Here is a 19,612-nt window from a genome sequence, read left to right on the forward strand (position 1 = left end):
CCACGTGAAGACCCCTCGGGGCAAGCCCGAGGGTGACGAGCGGTGAAGGAGGCGAGTGGCGCGAAGGAGCCGGCGGTTCAGCGTTCGAATTGAGACGGAGTGGAGTTTTGGCATAACAGTCGGCACCACACAGAAAAAATACGAGCGGACCGGCGGGGCTTTTGCCCTGCCGGTCCTGCCGCTTGTGCTGGTGCTCGTGGTGGGCGTGCCCATCATCTGGCTCACCATTGCCGCCTTTGGGGCGCTGGGTACGGGCAGCAATGGCCTCACCGCCACGATGCTGCCCACCGCCTTGCGGGAAACCGGGCTGCTGATGATCTCGGTCGGCCTGATCACCGGCGCGGCGGGCCTCGCCGCGGCCTGGCTCGTCACCCATTACGATTTTCCGCTGCGGCGCTTCTTCGACTGGGCCCTGGTGCTGCCGCTGGCCGTGCCGACTTATCTGGCGGCCTATGCCTATGTCGAATTCCTCGACTTTACCGGCCCGATCCAGACCCTCATCCGAGAAATCACCGGCGCGACCACGGTGCGCGACTACTGGTTCCCCAATATCAAGAGCAATTGGGGCGCGGTGCTGGTGCTGTCGGCCGTGCTCTATCCCTATACCTATGTCGCCTGCCGCGCCTTCTTTCTCATGCAATCGACCTCGCTTAGCATCGCGGCGCGGACGCTGGGGGCCAATGGCGCACGCACCTTCTTTTCGGTGGTCCTGCCCATTTCCCGCCCGGCGCTGGTCGTCGGCATGACGCTGGCGATGATGGAAGTGGTCAACGATCTCGGGGCCGTGCAATATTTCGGCGTCAATTCCATCACCGCCATCATCTATTCCACCTGGATCAACCGCTCCGATTTCGGCGGCGCGGCGCAATTGGCGGTCACCGTGGTGCTGGTCATCGGCCTGCTCATCATCGCCGAGCAGCGGGCCCGGCGGAACCGCGCCTATAGCGCCCAGCGCGACAGCCGCGTGCCCCCGGCGCGCGAAATCCTGACCGGCCGGCGCCGCGTGCTGGCCCTGGCTTTCTGCACCGCGCTCTTCGGCTTCGGCTTCGGCATCCCGGCGGGGGAATTGTTCTATCTTTCGGTGCGTCTCTACCATCCCGAGACCCTGGCCCTGATGGTGAATGCCCTGGTTCCCACGATCAGCCTGGCCGGCGCGGGCGCCGTGGTCACCGTGGCTTTCGGCCTGTTGGCGGCGCGACTGGGCGAGCGGCCGGGCACGACCTCCGGCCTCATCCGCATCGCCACTTTGGGCTATGCCATTCCCGGCACGGTGCTCGCCCTGGGCCTGCTGCAGCCACTGGGCCAGGCCGATCTCTGGTTCAACCGCATGACCATGGCGCTGTTCGACTGGCGGCCGGGGCTGATCCTCTCCGGCTCCATGGCGGCCCTTGTCTATGTCTATGCCATCCGCTTTCTCGCGGTCAGCCATTCGACGCTGGATGCGGCGATGAGGAAGCGCGGCCGCGCCATGCTCGATGCCAGCCGGGCGCTGGGCGCGAGCCGGATGCGCACGTTCCTCCGCATCGACCTGCCGACGCTCTCGCCCGCCATTCTCTCGGCCGCCATGCTGGTCTTCGTGGAAATCGTCAAGGAATTGCCGGCCACCCTGCTGCTGCGCCCGCTGGGCGTGGAAACCCTGGCGACGCTGATCTATTCGCGCGCCAATGTCGGGCTGTTCGCCCAGGCGGCCCTGCCGGCGCTCTGCATCGTGCTGGCCGGAACGATCCCGGTCATTCTTGCTTCCTGGGCGGGGGATAGGCGAAAAGTTTGACGCTGCGGGCAGGTGCGCCCGCAATGCATTCTGGCCTATATCTATTGTCCGAAAGCGGCAGTGCCGCCCCGGCTCGAGGAGAAGACGATGAACGTGACCAAGCCCCTGGCCCTGGCCGCCACAGCCCTGCTATTGGCCACCGGCGCCGCCTGGGCGCAATCGAGCGAGGTGCGCATCGGCGTGGCGCTCGAACCGCCGGCGCTCGACCCCACGGCGGGCGCGGCGGAAGCCATCGACGTCGTCGTCTACCAGAACATCTTCGAGGGCCTGACCCGCATCGACCAGAACGGCGCCGTGCAGCCGGGCCTGGCGGAAAGCTGGGAGATCGCCGAAGACGGGCTGACCTATACTTTCTCCCTCCACGAGGGGATCACCTTCCACGACGGCACCGGCTTCGACGCCGAAGACGTTAAGTTTACCTTCGATCGCATCCTGGCCGAAGACAGCGTCAATGCGCAGAAGGCGCTCTACGAGCCCATCGCGGCGGTCAATGTCGTCGATCCGCAGACGGTGGAATTCCAGCTGTCGCGGCCCGATGGCTTGTTCCTGTTCAATCTGGGCCGCGGCGATGCCGTCATCGTCGCCCCGGAAAGCGCCGACAACAATGCCAGCGAGCCGATCGGCACCGGGCCTTTCGCCTTCGTGCAATGGGATCGCGGCAGCCGCGTCATCCTCGAACGCTACGAGCCCTATTGGGGCGAGGCGCCGGCCTTGACCAAGGCCACCTATCTCTTCATTTCCGACACCGCCACGCTCACCAATGCGCTGCTGGCCGGGGATGTCGACGGCACCAATAATTTCGCGCCCGAAGCCCTGGCCGTGTTCGAGAACAATCCGCAATTCAAGGTGCTGGTGGGCTCCACCGAGGGCGAAACGATCCTGGGCACCAACAATGCCAAGGAGCCGTTCAGCGACCTGCGCGTGCGCCAGGCCATGGCCCACGCGCTCAATCGCCAGGAAATCATCGACGGCGCCACCTATGGCTATGGCGTGCCCATCGGCAGCCATTTCGCGCCCCACCATCCCTATTATCTCGACCTGACCGGAACCTATCCCTACGATCCGGACGCAGCCAAGGCGCTGCTGGCCGAGGCCGGCTATCCGGACGGCTTTTCGGCGACGCTGAAACTGCCGCCCGTCGCCTATGCGCGGCTGTCGGGTCAGATCATCGCCAGCCAGTTCGCCCAGGTCGGCATCAAGCTCGAGCTCATCAGCATGGAATGGGCGCAATGGCTGGAAGACGTGCTCGGCAACAAGGATTTCGACCTCACCATCGTTGCCCATGTCGAGCCCTTCGACATTGGCATCTATGCCGACCCCAATTATTATTTCGGCTATGACAATCCTGACGTCCAGGCCCTCAACGAGACGCTTAATGCCACGATCGACGAGGGTGAACGCCAGCGCATCGCCCAGGAAGTCCAGACCATCATCGCCGAGGACGCGGTCAACGGCTATCTGTTCGAGCTGGCGCAGACCGGGGTGTGGAACGCCAAGCTCGACGGCATGTGGCAGAACGCCCCCATCGAGGGCGTGGTGCTGCGCGATATCCACTGGGTGGAATAGGGCGGGTATCCGGGCTCTCATCCCCCCACCCCAACCCTCCCCGCAAGGGGGAGGGTGCCAGGCCGGTGATTGCTGCCGAAGCGCGCCACAAACGCGATGCGACACCTCCCCCCTTGCGGGGGAGGCCGGGAGGGGGGGCAGCCGCGCCCCGGTTTCCCCGTGACCCTTTTCATCCTCCGCCGTCTCCTCACCTTCGCCGCCACCCTTTTCGTCGCGGCGCTCATCATTTTCATCCTGCTCGATCTGCTGCCCGGCGATCCCGCCCGCTTCATCCTCGGCATCAATGCCAGCGAAGCCAGCGTCGCCGCCCTGCGCACGCAGATGGGGCTCGACGCGCCGGCCCATGAGCGCTTTTTCGGCTGGATCGCCGGCATGGTACGGGGCGATTTCGGCATATCCGCCACCCAGCGCGTCGCCATTGGCGGGCTGATCGCCGAGCGCATGGCCGTCACCCTGCCGCTGACCATGATGGCCATGGTGCTCTCCATGCTGATCGGCCTGCCGCTGGGCATCGTCGCCGCCATGCGGCGCGGCAAGCCCGCCGATACGGGCCTGATGATCCTCGCCCAGACCGGCATCGCCATTCCCAATTTCTGGTTCGGCATGCTGCTCACCCTGGTCTTTGCCGTGGCCTTGCGCTGGCTGCCCACCGGCGGCTTCACCCCCTGGCACGAAAATCCCGGCGCCGCCTTTCGCGGCCTGATCCTGCCCGGCCTGGCGCTGGCTCTGCCGCAGGCCTCCATTCTCGCCCGCGTCATGCGCACCGCTTTGGTCGACGTCACCGGGCAGGATTTCATCCGCACCGCGCGCGCCAAGGGGCTGACCCGGTCGGAAGCCATCTGGCGGCACGGATTGCGCAATGCCTTCCTGCCGGTGCTGACCATCCTGGGCCTGCAATTCGCCTTCCTCATCGCCGGCACGATCATCGTGGAGAACGTCTTCTACCTGCCCGGCCTGGGCCGGCTGATCTTCACCGCCGTTTCCGAGCGCGACCTGACCCTGGTGCGCAGCGCCACCATCGTGCTGGTGCTGGCCGTCACCGCCACCATGTTCATCACCGACCTGCTCTATACCCTGGTCGATCCGCGCCTGCGGAGACAGAACGCATGAACTGGCAGCGTCTTCTCCGTCATCCGAGCCTCGTCATCGGCCTGGGCGCCGCGACAGCCTTCGCGCTGCTCGGCCTCATCTCACTGGTCTGGACGCCCTATCCGATCGAACAGATCGTCGTCGCCCGGCGTTTTCTCGGGCCCGACCCGGCCCATTGGCTGGGCACCGATCATCTGGGCCGCGACATGCTCTCGCTGGTCATGAGCGGCACGCTGACCAGCTTTCTCGTCGCGTTTTCGGCGCTGGTCATCGGCGTCGGCATCGGCGTGCCCATGGGCCTCGCCGCGGCCGCATGGGGCGGGGCGGTGGAATGGCTGGTGCTGCGCATTTCCGACGTCACCTTCGCCTTCCCCTCGGTGGTCATCGCCATCCTCATCGCCACCCTGGCCGGCCCGGGCGAGCTCAATGCCATCCTGGCCATCGGCATTTTCAACATTCCGGTCTTCGCCCGGGTGGCGCGGGGCGGCGCGCTCGCCGTGGCCACGCAGGATTATGTCGCCGCGGGGCGCCTGGCGGGCCTGGGCAACGCCGCCATCGCCGCGCGGCACCTCTTGCCCAATATTGCCAGCCTCATCATCGTCCAGGCCACCATCCAGCTCTCGCTGGGCATTCTCGCCGAAGCCGGCCTGTCCTATATCGGGCTGGGCACCCAGGCCCCGGCCACCAGCCTCGGGCTGATGCTGCGCGATTCGCAGAGCCTGTTCCTGATCCATCCCTGGCTCGGCATCGTGCCCGGCCTCACCATTGTGCTGATCGTCATCGCGCTCAACATTGCCGGCGACGGGCTGCGCGACGCCCTGGATCCACGCCTGCGCCGGGAGGGGCTGAACCATGGCGCTGGTTGAGATCGATAAGCTCAATATCAGCTTCGATGGCCGCGCCGCGGTCTCCGACCTCTCGCTCAGCATCGAGAAGGGCGAAAGCTTCGGCATTATCGGGGAGAGCGGCTCGGGCAAGTCGCTGACGGCCCTGGCCATTGCCGGCCTCCTGCCCGACAATGCGAAAGTCTCGGGCAGCATCCGCTTCGAGGGCGCCCCCCTGCCCGGCGACGAACGCGCCATGGCGCGGCTGCGCGGTCGGCATTTCGGCATGGTGTTCCAGGAGCCGATGACGGCGCTCAATCCGCTGATGAAAATCGGCGAGCAGATCGGGGAGGCCGCCGAGCTGTCGCAGAGCGGCGCCGATATTGCGTCCCTCATCGCCGAAGTTGGCCTGTTACCCGACCATGCCGGGCGCTTTCCGCATCAATTGTCCGGCGGCCAGCGGCAGCGCGCCATGATCGCCATGGCCCTGGCCAGCGCGCCTGACCTGCTGATTGCCGACGAGCCGACCTCGGCGCTCGATACCATCACCCAGGCCCTGGTGCTCGATCTCATCGCCGAGATCTGCGCCCGGCGCGGCATGACGCTGCTCTTCATCAGCCACGACATGCGAGCCGTGGCCGCGCTCTGCACCCGCATCGGGGTGATGCGCACCGGCCAATTGGTGGAGACGGGCGAAACCCAGGCCGTGCTGCGGGCGCCCAAAGCCGAGTATACGCGCAAGCTGGTGGCCGCCAGCCGCATGGAGCGGCGCGCCACCGACCGCTTGCATGGCGACCCATTGCTGGAGGTCGAGCAGGTCAGCCGCGAGTATGGCCAGGGCGGATTCTGGCCCTGGGGCCGCACGACGCTGCGCGCCGTCGACAAGGTCAGCTTGACCATCGCCCAGGGCGAATGCGTGGCCTTGGTGGGCCCCTCCGGTTGCGGCAAGACCACCCTGGCGCGGATGATCGTGGGGCTGGACAATGTAAGCGCGGGCCAGATGCGACTCGATGGCCAGGCCTATCGCGGCCGCGACCTGCCACCCTTGCTGCGCGCCGGTCTGTCGCTGGTGTTCCAGGACCCGTTCAGCAGTTTCGATCCGGGCATGACGATCGGCCAGTCGCTGGCCGAGCCGCTGCACCTGCTCGGAAACCTGTCGTCGGCCGAACGCGCAACCCGGCTGCACGACGCCATAATGTCGGTCGGTCTCGACCCGGCCATGCTCGACCGCTATCCGCATGAATTTTCCGGCGGCCAGCGCCAGCGCCTGGCCATAGCGCGGGCCATGGTCACCCGCCCGCGCCTCGTCGTGCTGGACGAACCGGTCTCGGCGCTCGATGTCTCGGTGCGGGGCGAGGTGCTGAACCTGCTCGCCCGGCTGCAGGCCGAACACGGCCTCACCTTCCTCATCATCAGCCACGACCTCGACATGGTGGCGGCAATGGCCGACAGGGTGCTGGTGATGGAGGCTGGCCGCATCGTGGAAGAAGGCAAGCCCGCGGACCTGTTCGCACACCCGCAACACGCGCTGACCAAGGCACTGATGGCGGCACAATTGCCGGATATCACGGAGACCTCATGGTGAGCCTGTCGAACCACGAGGTCGGTCAAACCGAAAGCCCAGTGCCACGACCTCGCCCTTCGACAGGCTCAGGATGAGGTCTACTGCGCTAACCCCGCCCGAATACCAGCACCGTTTCCACATTCCCGTCGCCGCCGGCAATTGGCGACACCAGCTTGTCCCTCAGCGTAAACCCCGCGCTTTCCACGAATTCCACCACCATCGCCATGGCGCGCGCGCTGGCCGCGATATCCGTCACGATTCCGCCCTTGCCGACGAAATCGCGGCCGACCTCGAATTGCGGCTTGAACAGGATCACCGCGTCCGCGGCCGGGCCGCACAGGGCCAGGGGCGCGGCGAGCACCTTGGTCACCGAGACGAAACTGATATCGGACACCAGGAGGTCAATGGGTTCAGGAATGATCCCGCGATCCAGTTCCCGCGCATTCTGCCCCTCGAGGCTCACGACCCGCGCATCGTCGCGCAGGCTCGGATGCAATTGGTCATGTCCTACATCGACGGCATAGACCCGCGCCGCGCCGCGCTCCAGCAGCACCTGGGTGAAGCCACCGGTGGAGGACCCCACATCGAGGCAGGTCTTGCCGGAAACAGCGATCCTGCCGGCATCGAGCCCGGCCAACAGTTTCAGCGCCGCCCGGGAGACATAGGCAGATGCCGGGTCGTTCAGCGTCAGCACGTCTTCCGGCGCCACCATCTGGTTGGGCTTTTTCGCCGGCTCGCCATTGACCTCGACGGTCCCGCGCAGGATGGCGTCGCGGGCGCGGGCCCGGCTGGGGAGCAGGCCGCGCTGTTCCAGCGCCAGGTCGAGCCTGATCCGGCTCAACGCCGAACCAGCCGCTCGATCTTGGCGCGCGCGGTATCGCTGGCTTCCTCATACGCGATGGTGCCCTCGAAACTGCCGTCCGCGTTGATGAGGAAGGTGAGCGCGGTGTGGTTGACGAGGTAGAATTCGCTGTCCACGTCGCCCGACTTTTCCGAGAACACGCCGAAAGCCGCCTTGACCCTTTCGGTTTCGGCCGCGTCGCCGACCAGGCCGATAATGGTCGGATCGAAGCCTTCCACATAGGTCTTGACCATGTCCAGCGTGTCCCGCTCGGGATCGACGGTGACGAAGATGATCCGGAGGTCATCGGCGCTCAGGCCCAATTGTTCGCGCAGGGCCGTGGTTTCGGCCAGCGTCGTCGGGCAGACATCGGGGCAGAAGGTGAAGCCGAAAAAGATGAGGCTGGGCGTGCCGCGCAGATCGTTCTGCGTGAAGGTGCCGCCCTTGGTCGAAGCCAGGGCGAATTCCTGGCCGGTCAGGCCCAGGGGCCGCTGCGGCGGCTTGAACAGGTAAAGCGCCGTGGCCCCGATGGCCGCCACGGCCACCAGCACCCAGAGCACGATACGAAAATTGCGCAGGGGCTTATTGGTTGTCATCTCAAATGCCTCACCGAATTATCCGCCCATCGTCATTGCCCGACTTGTTCGGGCAATCCAGTCCAGCGGCGAGATGGATCACCGGGACAAGCCCGGCGATGACGGGGCCGAGCGCTAAGCTCTTGTCGCGTGGACCGGCCACAATCGGCAACAGGCAGATTGCCGCGCCCGGACCTATTGCGCGTCGAGCGGTTCGGTGCCGGTCGCCTTGCCATCACGGCTCAAAGTGATCTTCTCGATCCGCGCTTCGGCGGTCTTGAGCAGGGTTTCGCAATGGGCCTTGAGGGCTTCGCCGCGCTCATAGATGGCGATGGATTCGGCCAGGGGCGCGCGACCGCTTTCAAGCTTCTGCACGATCTGCTCGAGCTGCTCCAGCGCCGCCTCGAAGCTCAGCGATTTGACGTCTTCATTCTCGGCCATCGATGCTCCGCGCGTTCAAAAATTGTCTCGGCCTTGCAGCAGCGTCGTCACGTGTCGGCTGACGCCACCAGCCAAGCCTTCAAGGTCATAACCACCTTCGAGCAGCGACACAATGCGGTTGGCGCAGCGCCGCTCCGCCACGTCCATCAACTGCGCGGTAAGCCAGGCATAGTCCTCGTCCACCCATTCCAGTTGCGCCAGCGGATCGAGCCGATGGGCATCGAAGCCCGCCGAAATCAGCAGCAGGTCGGGCGCGAAATCCTCCAGTGCCGGCAGGATGAGGTCGGTATAGGCCTCGCGCATCGCCACCCCACCCGAGCCTTCGCGCAGCGCCGCATTGACGATATTGCCGACGCCTTTCTCGTTCGGATGCCCGGTGCCGGGATAAAGCGGCATCTGGTGGCTGGAGGCGTAGAAGACCGATGGGTCGTCCTTGAAGATATCCTGGGTGCCATTGCCGTGATGCACGTCGAAATCGACGATGGCCACGCGGTCGGCCCCATATTTCCGCTGCGCCTCGCGCGCGGTGATGGCGATCGTATTGATCAGGCAGAAGCCCATCGGATTGGCGATTTCGGCATGATGGCCAGGGGGGCGGATGGCGCAGAAGGCATTGTCGGCCTCGCCCAGCAGCACCGCGTCGAGCGCCGCCAGTGCCCCGCCCAGCCCGGTGGCGATGGTGTCCAGCGAGCCGTCGGAAATGAAGGTGTCACTATCGAGCTGCCCGATGCCCTCGGCCGGCCGCGCCGAACGCAGGCGGCTGAGATAGTCCGCGTCATGCACCAGCTCGGCCAGCATGAGATCGCCATAGGGCGCATTGCGCCGCAGCAGCGCGCCGAACGCGTCGCCCGCCAGGACCTGGTCGACCGCGCGAATCCGGTCGGCCCGCTCGGGATGGCCGGGCGGGGTCCGATGGTCGGCGAAGTTGGGCTGGCTGACCAGCAATGTCGTCACAGGCGCTCTCCGCGGATCGAGCATCCGTCTTGACGCGGGCCGGGCCTGTTGTCAAACCACCGCCATGACCACGCCCGACCCCCAGGACATCGCCGATGCCGCCGCCCTGCTGCGGGCCGGCCGGCTCGTCGCCTTTCCCACCGAGACCGTCTATGGGCTGGGCGCCGATGCCAAAAATGCCGATGCGGTGCTCTCCATCTACGAGACCAAGGGCCGCCCGCGCTTCAATCCGCTGATCGTGCATGTCCCCGATCTGGCCGCTGCCGAACAGCTTGCCCTTTTTTCGCCCCTGGCGCGCAAACTGGCCGAAACCTTCTGGCCCGGCCCGCTCAGCCTGGTCCTGCCGCTCAGGCCGGGTCATGGCCTGGCCGATATCACCACGGCCGGGCTCGACAGCGTCGCCCTGCGCGTACCCGACCACCCTCTGGCCCTGGCCCTGCTGCGCGCCACCGAGAGACCCTTGGCCGCTCCCTCCGCCAATCCCTCGGGCCGGCTGTCGCCGACACGGGCGGAACAGGTGCGGCGCGGCTTTGCCGGCGCGGTGCCGGTGCTCGATGGCGGGCCGTGCAAGGCCGGCGTCGAATCCACCATTCTGACCGTGGACGGCGAAAAACTGGTGCAATTGCGCGCCGGCGCCCTGTCGCGCGCGGAGATCGAACGGGCCATGGGCCTTCCGGTCGAGCAGGCCGCCAAGGGCGCGGCCATTGCCGCCCCCGGCATGCTGCTCAGCCATTATGCGCCCAATGCCGGCCTGCGGCTCGATACCGAACCGCGCCCCGGCGAAGCCTGGCTCGCCTTCGGCCCTGCCGCGCCCTTCGACGGGATCACGCGCAACCTCTCGGAAAGCGGGGACCTCCACGAAGCGGCGCGCAATCTCTTCGCCATGCTGCACGAGCTGGACGCGGCAGGCGTGACGACGATCGCGGTGTCCCCGATTCCGGAAACGGGGCTAGGCGAGGCGATCAACGACCGGCTAAACCGGGCCGCCGCGCCGCGGGATTTCAATCCTCAGTAGACCTCATCTTCGGAGATGGCTGGTACAGCAAGCTCGGCCCTTGCGCCTCCCTCCTCCTTGAGGGGAGGGATTGAGGGTGGGGGTCCATCAGTGATCCACAAACCACCCCCACCCCGGGGGAGGGGGGCGAAGGAGCCGCCAGATTATGAGCGCGTGGCGTGCAAATTAGCCACGCCCTATCCTGCCCCCGCCCTTAATCCCGCACCTTGTACGGCTTCTGGTCGCGCATGAAGCGCGCCAGGGCTTCGAGATCGGCATCCCCGCCCGGCGGCAGGACCACGCGGATATTCACGTAAAGGTCGCCATCGCCATAAAGCCCCTTGCCCTTGAGGCGCAGGGCCTTGGACGTATCGACCCCGGGCGGCAGGTTGAGCTCCACCGGGCCATCCAGCGTCGGCACGCGCACCTTGGCGCCCAGCACGGCCTCATACAGCGTCACCGCCACATCGGTGCGGATGTCCTGGCCATCGCGGCGGAACGCCTTCGACTTCTCGAACCGCACCGTCACCAGCGCGTCGCCGGGTTCGCCGAAGGGGCTGGGCGTGCCCTGGCCCTTGAGCCGGATCTGCTGGCCTTCCTCGACCTTGTCGGGCAGCTTGACGTTCAGCACCTTGCCGGTCGGCATGCGCACCGGCACCGAGGCAGCCTTGTGCGCATCCTCCAGCGACACCGCGATATTGACCACGATATCGTCGCCCTTGGCCATGCGCGCGCCGCCGGCCCCGCCCGCCGCGCCGGCAAAGGGGTCCCATTGGGCGCCGCCGGCCGTGCGGGCGCCGCCGCGCGGCTGGCCGCCGAAACCGCTCATGAATTCCTTGAGGATGTCCTCGGCCGAAAAGCCGCCCGCGCCGCCGGCACCGGGCCGCGCGCCACCCCTGGCCCCGCCGAACCCGCCATTGCCGAAACCGGCAAAGCGCGGATTGCCCTCGGCGTCGATTTCGCCACGGTCGAACTGCGCCCGCTTTTCCTTGTCGTTGAGCAGGTCATAGGCATGGGTGGCCTCGGCGAACTTGCCATGGGCCGAGGCATCGTCAGGGTTCTGGTCGGGATGGTATTTCTTGGCCAGCTTGCGATAGGCGGACTTGATGTCCTTCTCGCTTGCGGACCGCGACACCCCGAGTACGGTGTAAGGATCGCGCATTTAGGTCCAATCTTTGCGGTGGGGCATTGTTCGCCCTGTCATCTGGGTCCTATATGGCCACGCCCCCTGGCCTTGTCCAGTTTGCCGGAAGACTAGTCGCAGGAATTCTCCGATGCTGCAAACCCTGACCGAGCGCCTGTTCGACGACGGCGACCGCACCGATCTCGATCCCTTTGCCCTGTTCGAGGAATGGTTCGCCCTGGCCCAGGAGGCCGAGCCCAACGATCCCCACGCCATGGCCCTGGCGACTTTGGACGAAAACGGCCTGCCCGACGTGCGCATGGTGCTGCTCAACCGTCGCGATACCAGGGGCTTCTGCTTCTTCACCAATTTCGAGAGCGAGAAGGGCCGGCAATTGCTGGCCAATCCGCAGGCCGCCATGGTCATGCATTGGAAGAGCCTGCGCCGCCAGGTGCGCATGCGCGGCCCGGTGGAGCGCGTCACCGAGGCCGAGGCCGATGAATATTTCGCCAGCCGCGCCAAGGGCAGCCGCATCGCCTCAGCCACGTCCAGGCAGTCGCGCCCGCTGGCCAGCCGCCAGCAGATGATGGACGAGGTCGCCGCGCTCACCGCCATGATCGGCGATGGCGACATGCCCCGCCCCGCGCATTGGTCCGGCTTCCGCATCGTGCCGGTCAGCATGGAATTCTGGAAAGACGGCGAATTCCGCCTGCATGACCGGGTGCGGTTCACGCGGGATGGCGTGGACGCGCCATGGAGCAGTACGCGTCTTTATCCGTAGGGACAGGGGGACCATAGGCCCACACCTCCCTGGACGGGCCCATTGTTTACTTTGGACGCTTCGGCTCGCTCAGCAGGCCCGGCTCTTGCCCTCCCTCCCCCTTGAGGGGAGGGCCGGGGTGGGGGTTCTGACGGTGCAGCGTGCTCACATGGCTGTGGGGATCGCTGATGGGCCTGAACCCCCACCCTCATTCCCTCCCCTCAAGGGGGAGGGAGACCATGGAGCATGTGGCTGGTCCCGCTCGTCACCCGGCAAATCCCCCACCTTCCCAATCCCCGCGCCCTCCCCTAATACTGCCCGGCATTGGGGGCAGCATGCAGACCGACCCGAACAACGTGACCTTCACCGGCACCCGCTGGGACCTCTTCATCGTGCTGCTGCGCGGCTATGTGCTGATGATCCCCACGATCGGGCTCAACCGCTTCTGGCTGACGACGCGAAAACGCCGCTTCTATTGGGGCCATACCGATATCGGCGGCGACGCGCTGGAATATAGCGGCGATGCAAGGCAATTGCTGGTCGGCTTCCTCATGGCGCTGGCCCTGTTCCTGCCGCTCTATGGGCTGTTCTTCTACCTCTCCACCCAATCGGTCGAAACCATCATCATCGGCTACGGCGCCGTGGCCCTGGGCGTCTGGTTTCTCTATGGCTATGCCCAATACCGCGCCCGCGATTTCCGCCTGTCGCGCACGCTCTGGCGCGGCATCCGCTTCGACCAGGGCGGCAACGCCCTGCGCTATGCCTTGCGCCGCTTCTTCTGGTCACTGCTCAATCTGGTCAGCCTGGGGCTCGCCTATCCCTTCATGGCCGCCGGCCTCTGGGCCTATCGCTATCGCCACAGCTGGTATGGCGATCGGCAATTCGGCTTTGCCGGGTCGTGGAAGCAATTGGCCCTGCCCTATTACCTCACCTGGCTCGCCATCGCGGCATTGCTCGTCACCGGCCTGGTCCTGGCGCAGCAGGCGAACCTGGTCAGCGCTCCGTGGGAGGCCGATCCGGCCATTTATGGCTGGCTCGTTCTGCTCTTCCTCGCCGGCTTCGTTCTCGTCACCTTCTATCGCGCCATCGAGATCAGCCGCATGTTCTCCGCCATCCGGCTCGGCGGGGCGGCGCTGTCCCTGCGCCTGCCCGCGTTCGGCCTGTTGGGGCAATATCTGCTGTTCGTCCTGGGCCTCCTCGCCTGCTACCTGGTGCTGGCGCTGGGCGGCTTCATCGTTCTCGGCCTCGTGGCCGGCGAGGCCTTTGCCGGCGGTGGCTTCGATCTCGACGCGCTGATGGCTTCCATGCAGTCGAGCATCGCCACCCTGCTCGCCATCGTCACCGGATACCTGCTGTTCTTCGCCGCCTTCGCCTTTGTCAGCGAATTGGTGCTGGGCTACGGCTTCTGGCGGCTGATGGCGCGCGGCGCCACGATCAGCGGCCTCGCCAGTCTCGATGGCGTACGGGCCCGTGCCGAGGACAAGGCGCTGGCCGGCGAGGGCCTGGCCGACGCGCTCAATGTGGGAGGCTATTGATGGCCATTCCCGCCCGCTATTACGATGGCCTCGTATCCAGCGCCCAGGATGCCGAATTGCGCTATGAACAGGACGCGGGCGGCGCGCTCGTCGTCCTGGGCCCGTCCGGCGCCGAACTCGCCCGCTGGCCCGCCGGCGCGCTGCATCTGGTTCCGGCGCCGCGGGGAGAAATCCGCCTCGGCGCCAATGGCGTGGCGGATGGCGCGCGCATCGTGGTGCGCGGCGACGACTATATCGGGCGCATCCGCGCCACCCTGCCCCTCCTGACCCAGCGGCAGGAACAGGAGCGCGGCCGGCAAATCCGGCTGATGGCGCTGTCGACCCTGGCGCTGGCCGCCGTCATCGCCGCCTATATTTTCGGCGTGCCGCTGATCGCCTCCCGGCTGGTCCAGCTCGTTCCGCCGGGCTGGGAGGACGGGGTCGGTCAGACCGTCGCCAGTCAGATCGAAGCCAGTATCGGCGGCGATGCCGGCCTGCCGCTCTGCGATGCCGATCCGGAAAGCCTGGCCAATCGCGCCATTGCCCGCTTCGCCCAGGCGGCGCTGGCGGACACCAATGCGCCCTTTACCCCCGATGTGCGCGTGGTGCGTTCCGATATTCCCAATGCCTTCGCGGTGCCGGGCGGGCGGGTCTATTTGTTCTCCGCCCTGCTCGATGCCGCGCGCACGCCCGACGAATTCGCCGGCGTGCTCGCCCATGAACTGGGCCATGTCGTCCATCGTCACGGTATGGAGCAATTGGTGTCCACCGCGGGCACGGGCCTGCTGGTGGGGTTCATCCTGGGCGACATGACCGGCATTTCGGTGGCGGCGGGCGTGGGCGCCTCCATCATCGATGCGCGCTTTTCCCGCGCGGCCGAGCGCGAGGCCGACCGCTTCGCCGCCCGGGTCGCCCAAAGGCTCGATTTCCAGCCCTGGGCCCTGGCCAATCTCATCGGCCGGGTGGCGCAGGACAGCGATTTCGACCGGGCCCTGGCCCTGTTCAACACCCATCCGCTGACCGAGGAAAGGCTGCGGGACCTGACATTGCTGGGCCAGGACCGCCCCAGCGGGCTGGAGCCACCCTTCACCGAGGCGGAATGGCGCGCCATAAGCATCATGTGCCGGCGATGATGCCGCGTTCAAACAAGCGAAAGACCTATGCCCTATCCTCTGCGCCATAATCGGATACGGCGTCCTTGCGAATAAAGATCAGAACCTCGAAATGGGCCATTTGGGCGCGGCGGCTGGGCAGCATGGCGGTGCCGCTGCTCGTCCTGCCGGTGCTGCTGCATCGGCAGGGCTTCGTCGATTCGGCGATTTTCCTCGTCCTCATCGTCTTTGCCGGCGCCGTGGCGGGCCTGGCCCTGCTGGTATCGCTGGCGGCCCTGGGGCGCCTGTGGTTCAGCGGCGACCGGGGCTGGGGACCGGCCCTTGCAGGCCTCGTCCTGGCGCTGGCCTGTCTCGCGCCCTTCGCCTTTTACGGCAATCTGGCGCTGACTTATCCGGCGGTCACCGACATGGCCACCGCGCCGCGCGGCGAGCTGCCGCTGATCTTCGAACCCGATACCGCCGCCATGCCCCCGCCGCTGGTGCTTTCGCCCCAAGAGCAGGAAGACATCTTTCCCAATGCGATGACGCGCGGCTATCCGCTCGATGTCGTCCAGCTTTTCGCCCTGGTGGAACGGCTGGTCGCGGCCAATGGCTGGGAGGTGCGCCGGCGCACCGAACCGCTCAATAGCTTGAGTGAAGGCCGCATCAATGCCCGCATCGCGACGCTGCCTGGCTGGCGCGAGGAAGCCGTGCTGGCCGTACGCCCCACCGCGCAGGGCGGGCGCGTCGACATGCGCTCGGCCTCGATCGGCGCCCCGCTCGATTTCGGCGGCAACGGCAATCGCATCAGCGATTTCATGGTGGCGCTGGATAGCGAGGTCACCGCCTTCCTGCGCGACAATCCCACCATCAACGCCCCGGCGCCGGCCGAAGAAGCGGTTCCGGAGGTCGAGACGGGCAGCGGGGCTTAGCGCTGCAACCTAGCGCTTGCGCACGAATTCGGTGCGCAGCACCAGCCCCTTAATGGCATCGTGCCGGCAATCGATCTCGTCGGGATTGTCGGTCAGCCGGATGGATTTGATGACGGTGCCCTGCTTGAGGGTTTGTCCCGCGCCCTTGACCTTGAGGTCCTTGATCAGGACCACCGCGTCCCCATCCGCCAATATCGTGCCCGAAGCATCGCGCGTCTGGCTGGCCTGGATTGCCGCCGCCTTGATTTCCGAGGCCGGCCGCCATTCGCCGGTCGCCTCGTCATAGATATAGTCGTCATCATGTGTGGTCATGACTGTCCTATGGCAGGCCCCGCCCGCTTTGCCAATCGGCTCACGCGCTCAACGTGCGCCGCACCGCCTCGTCCCAGCCCTTGACCTTGTCCTTGCGCGTCCTGGCGTCCATTTGCGGCTCGAAGCGGGTGTCGCATTCCCAGCTCGCGGCGAATTTGCGCATATCCGGCCAGATGCCGGCCTTCATCCCTGCCAGCCAGGCGGCGCCGAGCGCGGTGGTTTCGAGGATGGTCGGCCGATCCACCGGCGCGTCGAGAATGTCGGCGAGGAATTGCATGGTCCAGTCGGATGCCACCATGCCGCCATCGACGCGCAGCACCGTATCGCCATTGCCGCTCTTCCAGTCCTTGCGCATGGCCGTCAGCAGGTCGCGCGTCTGATAGCAGACCGCCTCCAGCGCCGCGCGGGCGATTTCGGCCGGGCCGGAATTGCGGGTCAGCCCATAAATGGCGCCGCGCGCTTCGGCATCCCACCAGGGCGCGCCCAGCCCCACGAAGGCGGGCACCATATAGACGTGCTGGGTCGGGTCGGCCGATTGCGCCAGCGGCCCGGTTTCGCTGGCATGCTTGACCAGTTTCAGCCCGTCGCGAATCCATTGCACCGCCGCCCCGGCGATGAAGATCGAGCCTTCCAGCGCATAGGTGGTTTCGCCATCCAGCCGATAAGCGATGGTGGTGAGCAGCCTGTTCTTGGAGCGCACCATGTCGGTGCCGGTATTGAGCAGCGCAAAGCACCCGGTGCCATAGGTGGATTTGACCATGCCCGGCTCGAAACAGGCCTGGCCGATGGTTGCGGCATGCTGGTCGCCCGCCACCCCGAGAATGGGAATGGCCGCGCCGAACAGGCCCGCCTCGGTGACGCCGAAATCGTCGGCGCAATCCTTGACCTCGGGCAGCACGGCCATGGGCACGTCGAGCAGATCGCAGAGCTGCTCGTCCCATTGGTTCCGGCCGATATCGAACAGCAGCGTGCGCCCGGCATTGGTGGCGTCGGTGGCGTGCACCTTGCCCCCGGTCAGCCGCCAGATGAGGAAGGAATCCACCGTGCCGAAGGCCAGTTCGCCGTTTTCGGCGCGGCCGCGCGCGCCCTTGACCTTGTCGAGCAGCCACTTGACCTTGGTGCCGGAAAAATAGGGATCGAGCAGCAACCCGGTCTTGCGGGTAACCAGTTTTTCATGCCCGTCCTTCTTCAGGCGCGCGCAGAGCGCAGAGGTGCGCCGGTCCTGCCAGACAATGGCATTGTGAATGGGCTTGCCGGTCTCCCGGTCCCAGATCACGACCGTCTCGCGCTGGTTGGTGATGCCGATGGCCGCGATATCGCCGGCCGCGATCCCGGCCTCCTTGATGGCCTTCTTCACCGACCAGACGACGCTGTCCCAGATTTCCTCGGGGTCATGCTCCACCCAGCCGTCCTGCGGAAAATGCTGGGTGAATTCCTTCTGCCCGACGCCCGCGATCCTGCGGTCCTTGTCGAAGATTATCGCCCGGCTCGACGTCGTCCCCTGGTCGATCGCGAGAATGAACTTTTGCATGTTTCCTCCGGCCCTTCGGCTCCTGCGCCACCCTCCCCTTTGCGGGGAGGGAAGCGAGATAGGACTTAGCCTGCTAAGTCCGTTAAATCGAGCAGGGAGGGGGATCGGCAAGCACCGTCCGGGGGAACACCCCCTCCCAACCTCCCCCGTCAAGGGGGAGGTGCTGTATCGCGCTTGTGGCTATTTCCGCGCCAGATATGCCTCCAGCCGCGCCACGTCCTCGGCGCCGACCCGCAGCCCCAGCTTGGTGCGCCGCCACAATATATCCTCGGCGCTCCGCGCCCATTCCCGGGCCGTCAGATAATCGACCTCGGCCCCATAGAGATCGGCGCCGAAATGGAGGCCGAGATCGGCAATGCCGGACGCATCCCCCAGAATCTCCCGCGCCTTGGTGCCATAGAGCCGCATCAGCCGCCGCATCAGCGCCCCCGGCAGGCCGGGATAATCCATGGCCAGCCGGCGCACTTCCGCGTCGAAGCTCTTCACCCCGAAATCGCCGCCGGGCAGCGTGCTGGTCTTGGTCCAGGCCTCGCCCTTCCTGCCCAGCACGGATTCGATCTTTTCCAGCACCGATTCGGCCAGCCGCCGCGAGGTGGTGAGCTTGCCGCCGAACACATTGATCAAAGCACCATTTGCGGCGTCGCCTTCGACCTTGAGCACATAATCGCGCGTCGCCTCCTGCGCGGCGCTGGCGCCGTCGTCGAAAAGCGGCCGCACGCCCGAATAGCTCCACACGATGGCCTCATGCGTCACCGGCTTGGCGAAATATTCGCTGGCGGCCGCCAGCAGATAATCGATTTCCTCCGGGGTGATCTTCACCGCCCGGGGATCGCCGGAAAAATCCCGGTCGGTGGTGCCGATCAGGGTGAAATCGTCCTCATAGGGAATGGCAAAGAAGATGCGGCCATCGCTGTTCTGGAAGAAATAGCACCGGTCATGATCGTAGAGCTTTTTCACCACGATATGGCTGCCCTGGACCAGACGCACATTATGGACGCCGCTCCGGCCCAGGACGTCGTTGATCACCTCGTCGACCCAAGGCCCCGCCGCATTGACCAGCAGGCGCGCGCGCACGCTTTCCCGCCCGCCCTCGCCATCGAGTTCGATGGTCCAGCCGCCATCCTCGCGCCGGGCCGAAACGACCTTGGTGCGCACCTGGATTTTCGCGCCGCGATCGGCCGCGTCACGGGCATTGAGCACCACGAAACGCGCATCGTTGACCCAGCAATCGGAATATTCGAAAGCCAGCTTGTAGCCCGGCTTCAACGGCCTGCCGGCTTCGTCGCGCGTCAGGTCCAGCGTCTTGGTCGGCGGCAGCAGACGCCGTCCGCCCATGTAGTCATACATGGCCAGGCCCGCCCGCAGCACCATTGCCGGGCGCAGCCCCTTGTGATGCGGCAGCACGAAGCGCAGCGGCCAGATGATGTGCGGCGCCGCCGACCACAGGACTTCGCGCTCGGCCAAGGCCTCGTGCACCAGGCGGAACTCGTAATGTTCGAGATAGCGCAGCCCGCCATGGATGAGCTTGGTGGCGGCCGAGGACGTGCCGGAGGCGAGGTCGTTCATCTCCGCCAGGCCCACCGAGAAACCCCGCCCCACCGCGTCGCGCGCCACGCTGGCGCCATTGATGCCGCCGCCGATCACGAAAATGTCCAGCATGGTTCCGCCTCTGCTCGTTTGTTTCGTTTATATATCGATTGATTTCGTTTTGTAACGCCGATTTTTCGTTT

Annotated in this window: 18 protein-coding genes; 10 read left to right on the forward strand and 8 right to left on the reverse strand. The window is 66.1% G+C overall.

The features are described 5' to 3' along the window. Positions 1 to 55: 55 nt before the first annotated feature. From A3840_RS08915 to A3840_RS08935, 5 genes are all read left to right on the forward strand, one after another. Positions 56 to 1,771, forward strand: coding sequence for an ABC transporter permease (locus tag A3840_RS08915; RefSeq protein ID WP_131798288.1), 1,716 nt, complete (start codon positions 56 to 58; stop codon positions 1,769 to 1,771). An 87-nt stretch (positions 1,772 to 1,858) separates the two neighbouring features. Continuing rightward, positions 1,859 to 3,337 (forward strand): ABC transporter substrate-binding protein, encoded by a 1,479-nt coding sequence (locus tag A3840_RS08920; RefSeq protein WP_067455152.1) that lies wholly within the window; start codon positions 1,859 to 1,861, stop codon positions 3,335 to 3,337. 159 nt (positions 3,338 to 3,496) lie between these two features. Next, complete coding sequence (locus A3840_RS08925; protein WP_067455060.1) at positions 3,497 to 4,447, forward strand: ABC transporter permease; 951 nt, start codon at positions 3,497 to 3,499, stop codon at positions 4,445 to 4,447. Beyond that, a complete protein-coding gene (locus tag A3840_RS08930; RefSeq protein WP_067455063.1) occupies positions 4,444 to 5,292 on the forward strand; it encodes an ABC transporter permease in 849 nt (282 codons plus the stop codon). The genes A3840_RS08925 and A3840_RS08930 overlap by 4 nt, the downstream gene beginning before the upstream one ends. Then, complete coding sequence (locus tag A3840_RS08935) at positions 5,279 to 6,835, forward strand: dipeptide ABC transporter ATP-binding protein (RefSeq protein WP_067455066.1); 1,557 nt, start codon at positions 5,279 to 5,281, stop codon at positions 6,833 to 6,835. The genes A3840_RS08930 and A3840_RS08935 overlap by 14 nt, the downstream gene beginning before the upstream one ends. An 85-nt stretch (positions 6,836 to 6,920) precedes the next feature. On the opposite strand, the gene A3840_RS08940 is transcribed toward A3840_RS08935, so the two are convergent. The 4 genes from A3840_RS08940 to A3840_RS08955 all read right to left on the reverse strand — a co-directional run bounded on the left by A3840_RS08940 (position 6,921) and on the right by A3840_RS08955 (position 9,625). Then, positions 6,921 to 7,655, reverse strand: coding sequence for a TlyA family RNA methyltransferase (locus tag A3840_RS08940; RefSeq protein ID WP_067455069.1), 735 nt, complete (start codon positions 7,653 to 7,655; stop codon positions 6,921 to 6,923). Further along, the gene (locus A3840_RS08945; protein ID WP_067455071.1) at positions 7,652 to 8,251 is read right to left on the reverse strand and encodes an SCO family protein; all 600 of its coding nucleotides are present in this window, start codon (positions 8,249 to 8,251) and stop codon (positions 7,652 to 7,654) included. The genes A3840_RS08940 and A3840_RS08945 overlap by 4 nt, the downstream gene beginning before the upstream one ends. A gap of 174 nt (positions 8,252 to 8,425) precedes the next feature. Beyond that, positions 8,426 to 8,671, reverse strand: a complete 246-nt coding sequence (locus tag A3840_RS08950) for an exodeoxyribonuclease VII small subunit (protein ID WP_067455073.1) — start codon at positions 8,669 to 8,671, stop codon at positions 8,426 to 8,428. A gap of 15 nt (positions 8,672 to 8,686) precedes the next feature. Beyond that, positions 8,687 to 9,625 (reverse strand): histone deacetylase family protein, encoded by a 939-nt coding sequence (locus A3840_RS08955; protein ID WP_067455155.1) that lies wholly within the window; start codon positions 9,623 to 9,625, stop codon positions 8,687 to 8,689. A gap of 64 nt (positions 9,626 to 9,689) precedes the next feature. On the opposite strand from A3840_RS08955, the gene A3840_RS08960 reads away from it, so the two are divergent. After that, complete coding sequence (locus tag A3840_RS08960; RefSeq protein ID WP_067455076.1) at positions 9,690 to 10,640, forward strand: L-threonylcarbamoyladenylate synthase; 951 nt, start codon at positions 9,690 to 9,692, stop codon at positions 10,638 to 10,640. A 193-nt stretch (positions 10,641 to 10,833) separates the two neighbouring features. On the opposite strand, the gene A3840_RS08965 is transcribed toward A3840_RS08960, so the two are convergent. Beyond that, entirely contained in the window at positions 10,834 to 11,781 is a 948-nt protein-coding gene (locus A3840_RS08965) for a DnaJ C-terminal domain-containing protein (protein WP_067455079.1), read from the reverse strand. 124 nt (positions 11,782 to 11,905) lie between these two features. On the opposite strand from A3840_RS08965, the gene pdxH reads away from it, so the two are divergent. From pdxH to A3840_RS08985, 4 genes are all read left to right on the forward strand, one after another. Further along, positions 11,906 to 12,523: a pyridoxamine 5'-phosphate oxidase gene (gene pdxH, locus A3840_RS08970; RefSeq protein ID WP_425388844.1), complete on the forward strand. Its 618-nt coding sequence runs from the start codon at positions 11,906 to 11,908 to the stop codon at positions 12,521 to 12,523. Positions 12,524 to 12,837: 314 nt separating this feature from the next. Next, positions 12,838 to 14,037, forward strand: a complete 1,200-nt coding sequence (locus A3840_RS08975) for a DUF898 family protein (RefSeq protein WP_067455085.1) — start codon at positions 12,838 to 12,840, stop codon at positions 14,035 to 14,037. After that, positions 14,037 to 15,149 (forward strand): M48 family metallopeptidase, encoded by a 1,113-nt coding sequence (locus A3840_RS08980; RefSeq protein ID WP_067455087.1) that lies wholly within the window; start codon positions 14,037 to 14,039, stop codon positions 15,147 to 15,149. Before A3840_RS08975 ends, A3840_RS08980 begins: the two co-directional genes overlap by 1 nt. Before the next feature lie 65 nt (positions 15,150 to 15,214). Continuing rightward, on the forward strand, positions 15,215 to 16,039 hold the full coding sequence (locus tag A3840_RS08985) for a DUF1499 domain-containing protein (protein WP_131798289.1): 825 nt from the start codon (positions 15,215 to 15,217) through the stop codon (positions 16,037 to 16,039). Between the two features lie 9 nt (positions 16,040 to 16,048). Here A3840_RS08985 and A3840_RS08990 read toward each other — a convergent pair whose 3' ends face one another. The 3 genes from A3840_RS08990 to glpD all read right to left on the reverse strand — a co-directional run bounded on the left by A3840_RS08990 (position 16,049) and on the right by glpD (position 19,541). Next, positions 16,049 to 16,351 carry an alkylphosphonate utilization protein gene (locus A3840_RS08990; protein WP_067455092.1) on the reverse strand — a complete coding sequence of 101 codons (303 nt, stop codon included), beginning with the start codon at positions 16,349 to 16,351 and terminating at the stop codon, positions 16,049 to 16,051. A gap of 40 nt (positions 16,352 to 16,391) precedes the next feature. Then, positions 16,392 to 17,882 (reverse strand): glycerol kinase GlpK, encoded by a 1,491-nt coding sequence (gene glpK, locus A3840_RS08995; protein ID WP_067455095.1) that lies wholly within the window; start codon positions 17,880 to 17,882, stop codon positions 16,392 to 16,394. 180 nt (positions 17,883 to 18,062) lie between these two features. Further along, positions 18,063 to 19,541 carry a glycerol-3-phosphate dehydrogenase gene (gene glpD, locus A3840_RS09000; RefSeq protein ID WP_067455098.1) on the reverse strand — a complete coding sequence of 493 codons (1,479 nt, stop codon included), beginning with the start codon at positions 19,539 to 19,541 and terminating at the stop codon, positions 18,063 to 18,065. Between the last annotated feature and the right edge of the window lie 71 nt (positions 19,542 to 19,612).

The sequence above is a fragment of the Devosia elaeis genome (assembly GCF_001650025.1).
GTDB lineage: Bacteria > Pseudomonadota > Alphaproteobacteria > Rhizobiales > Devosiaceae > Devosia > Devosia elaeis.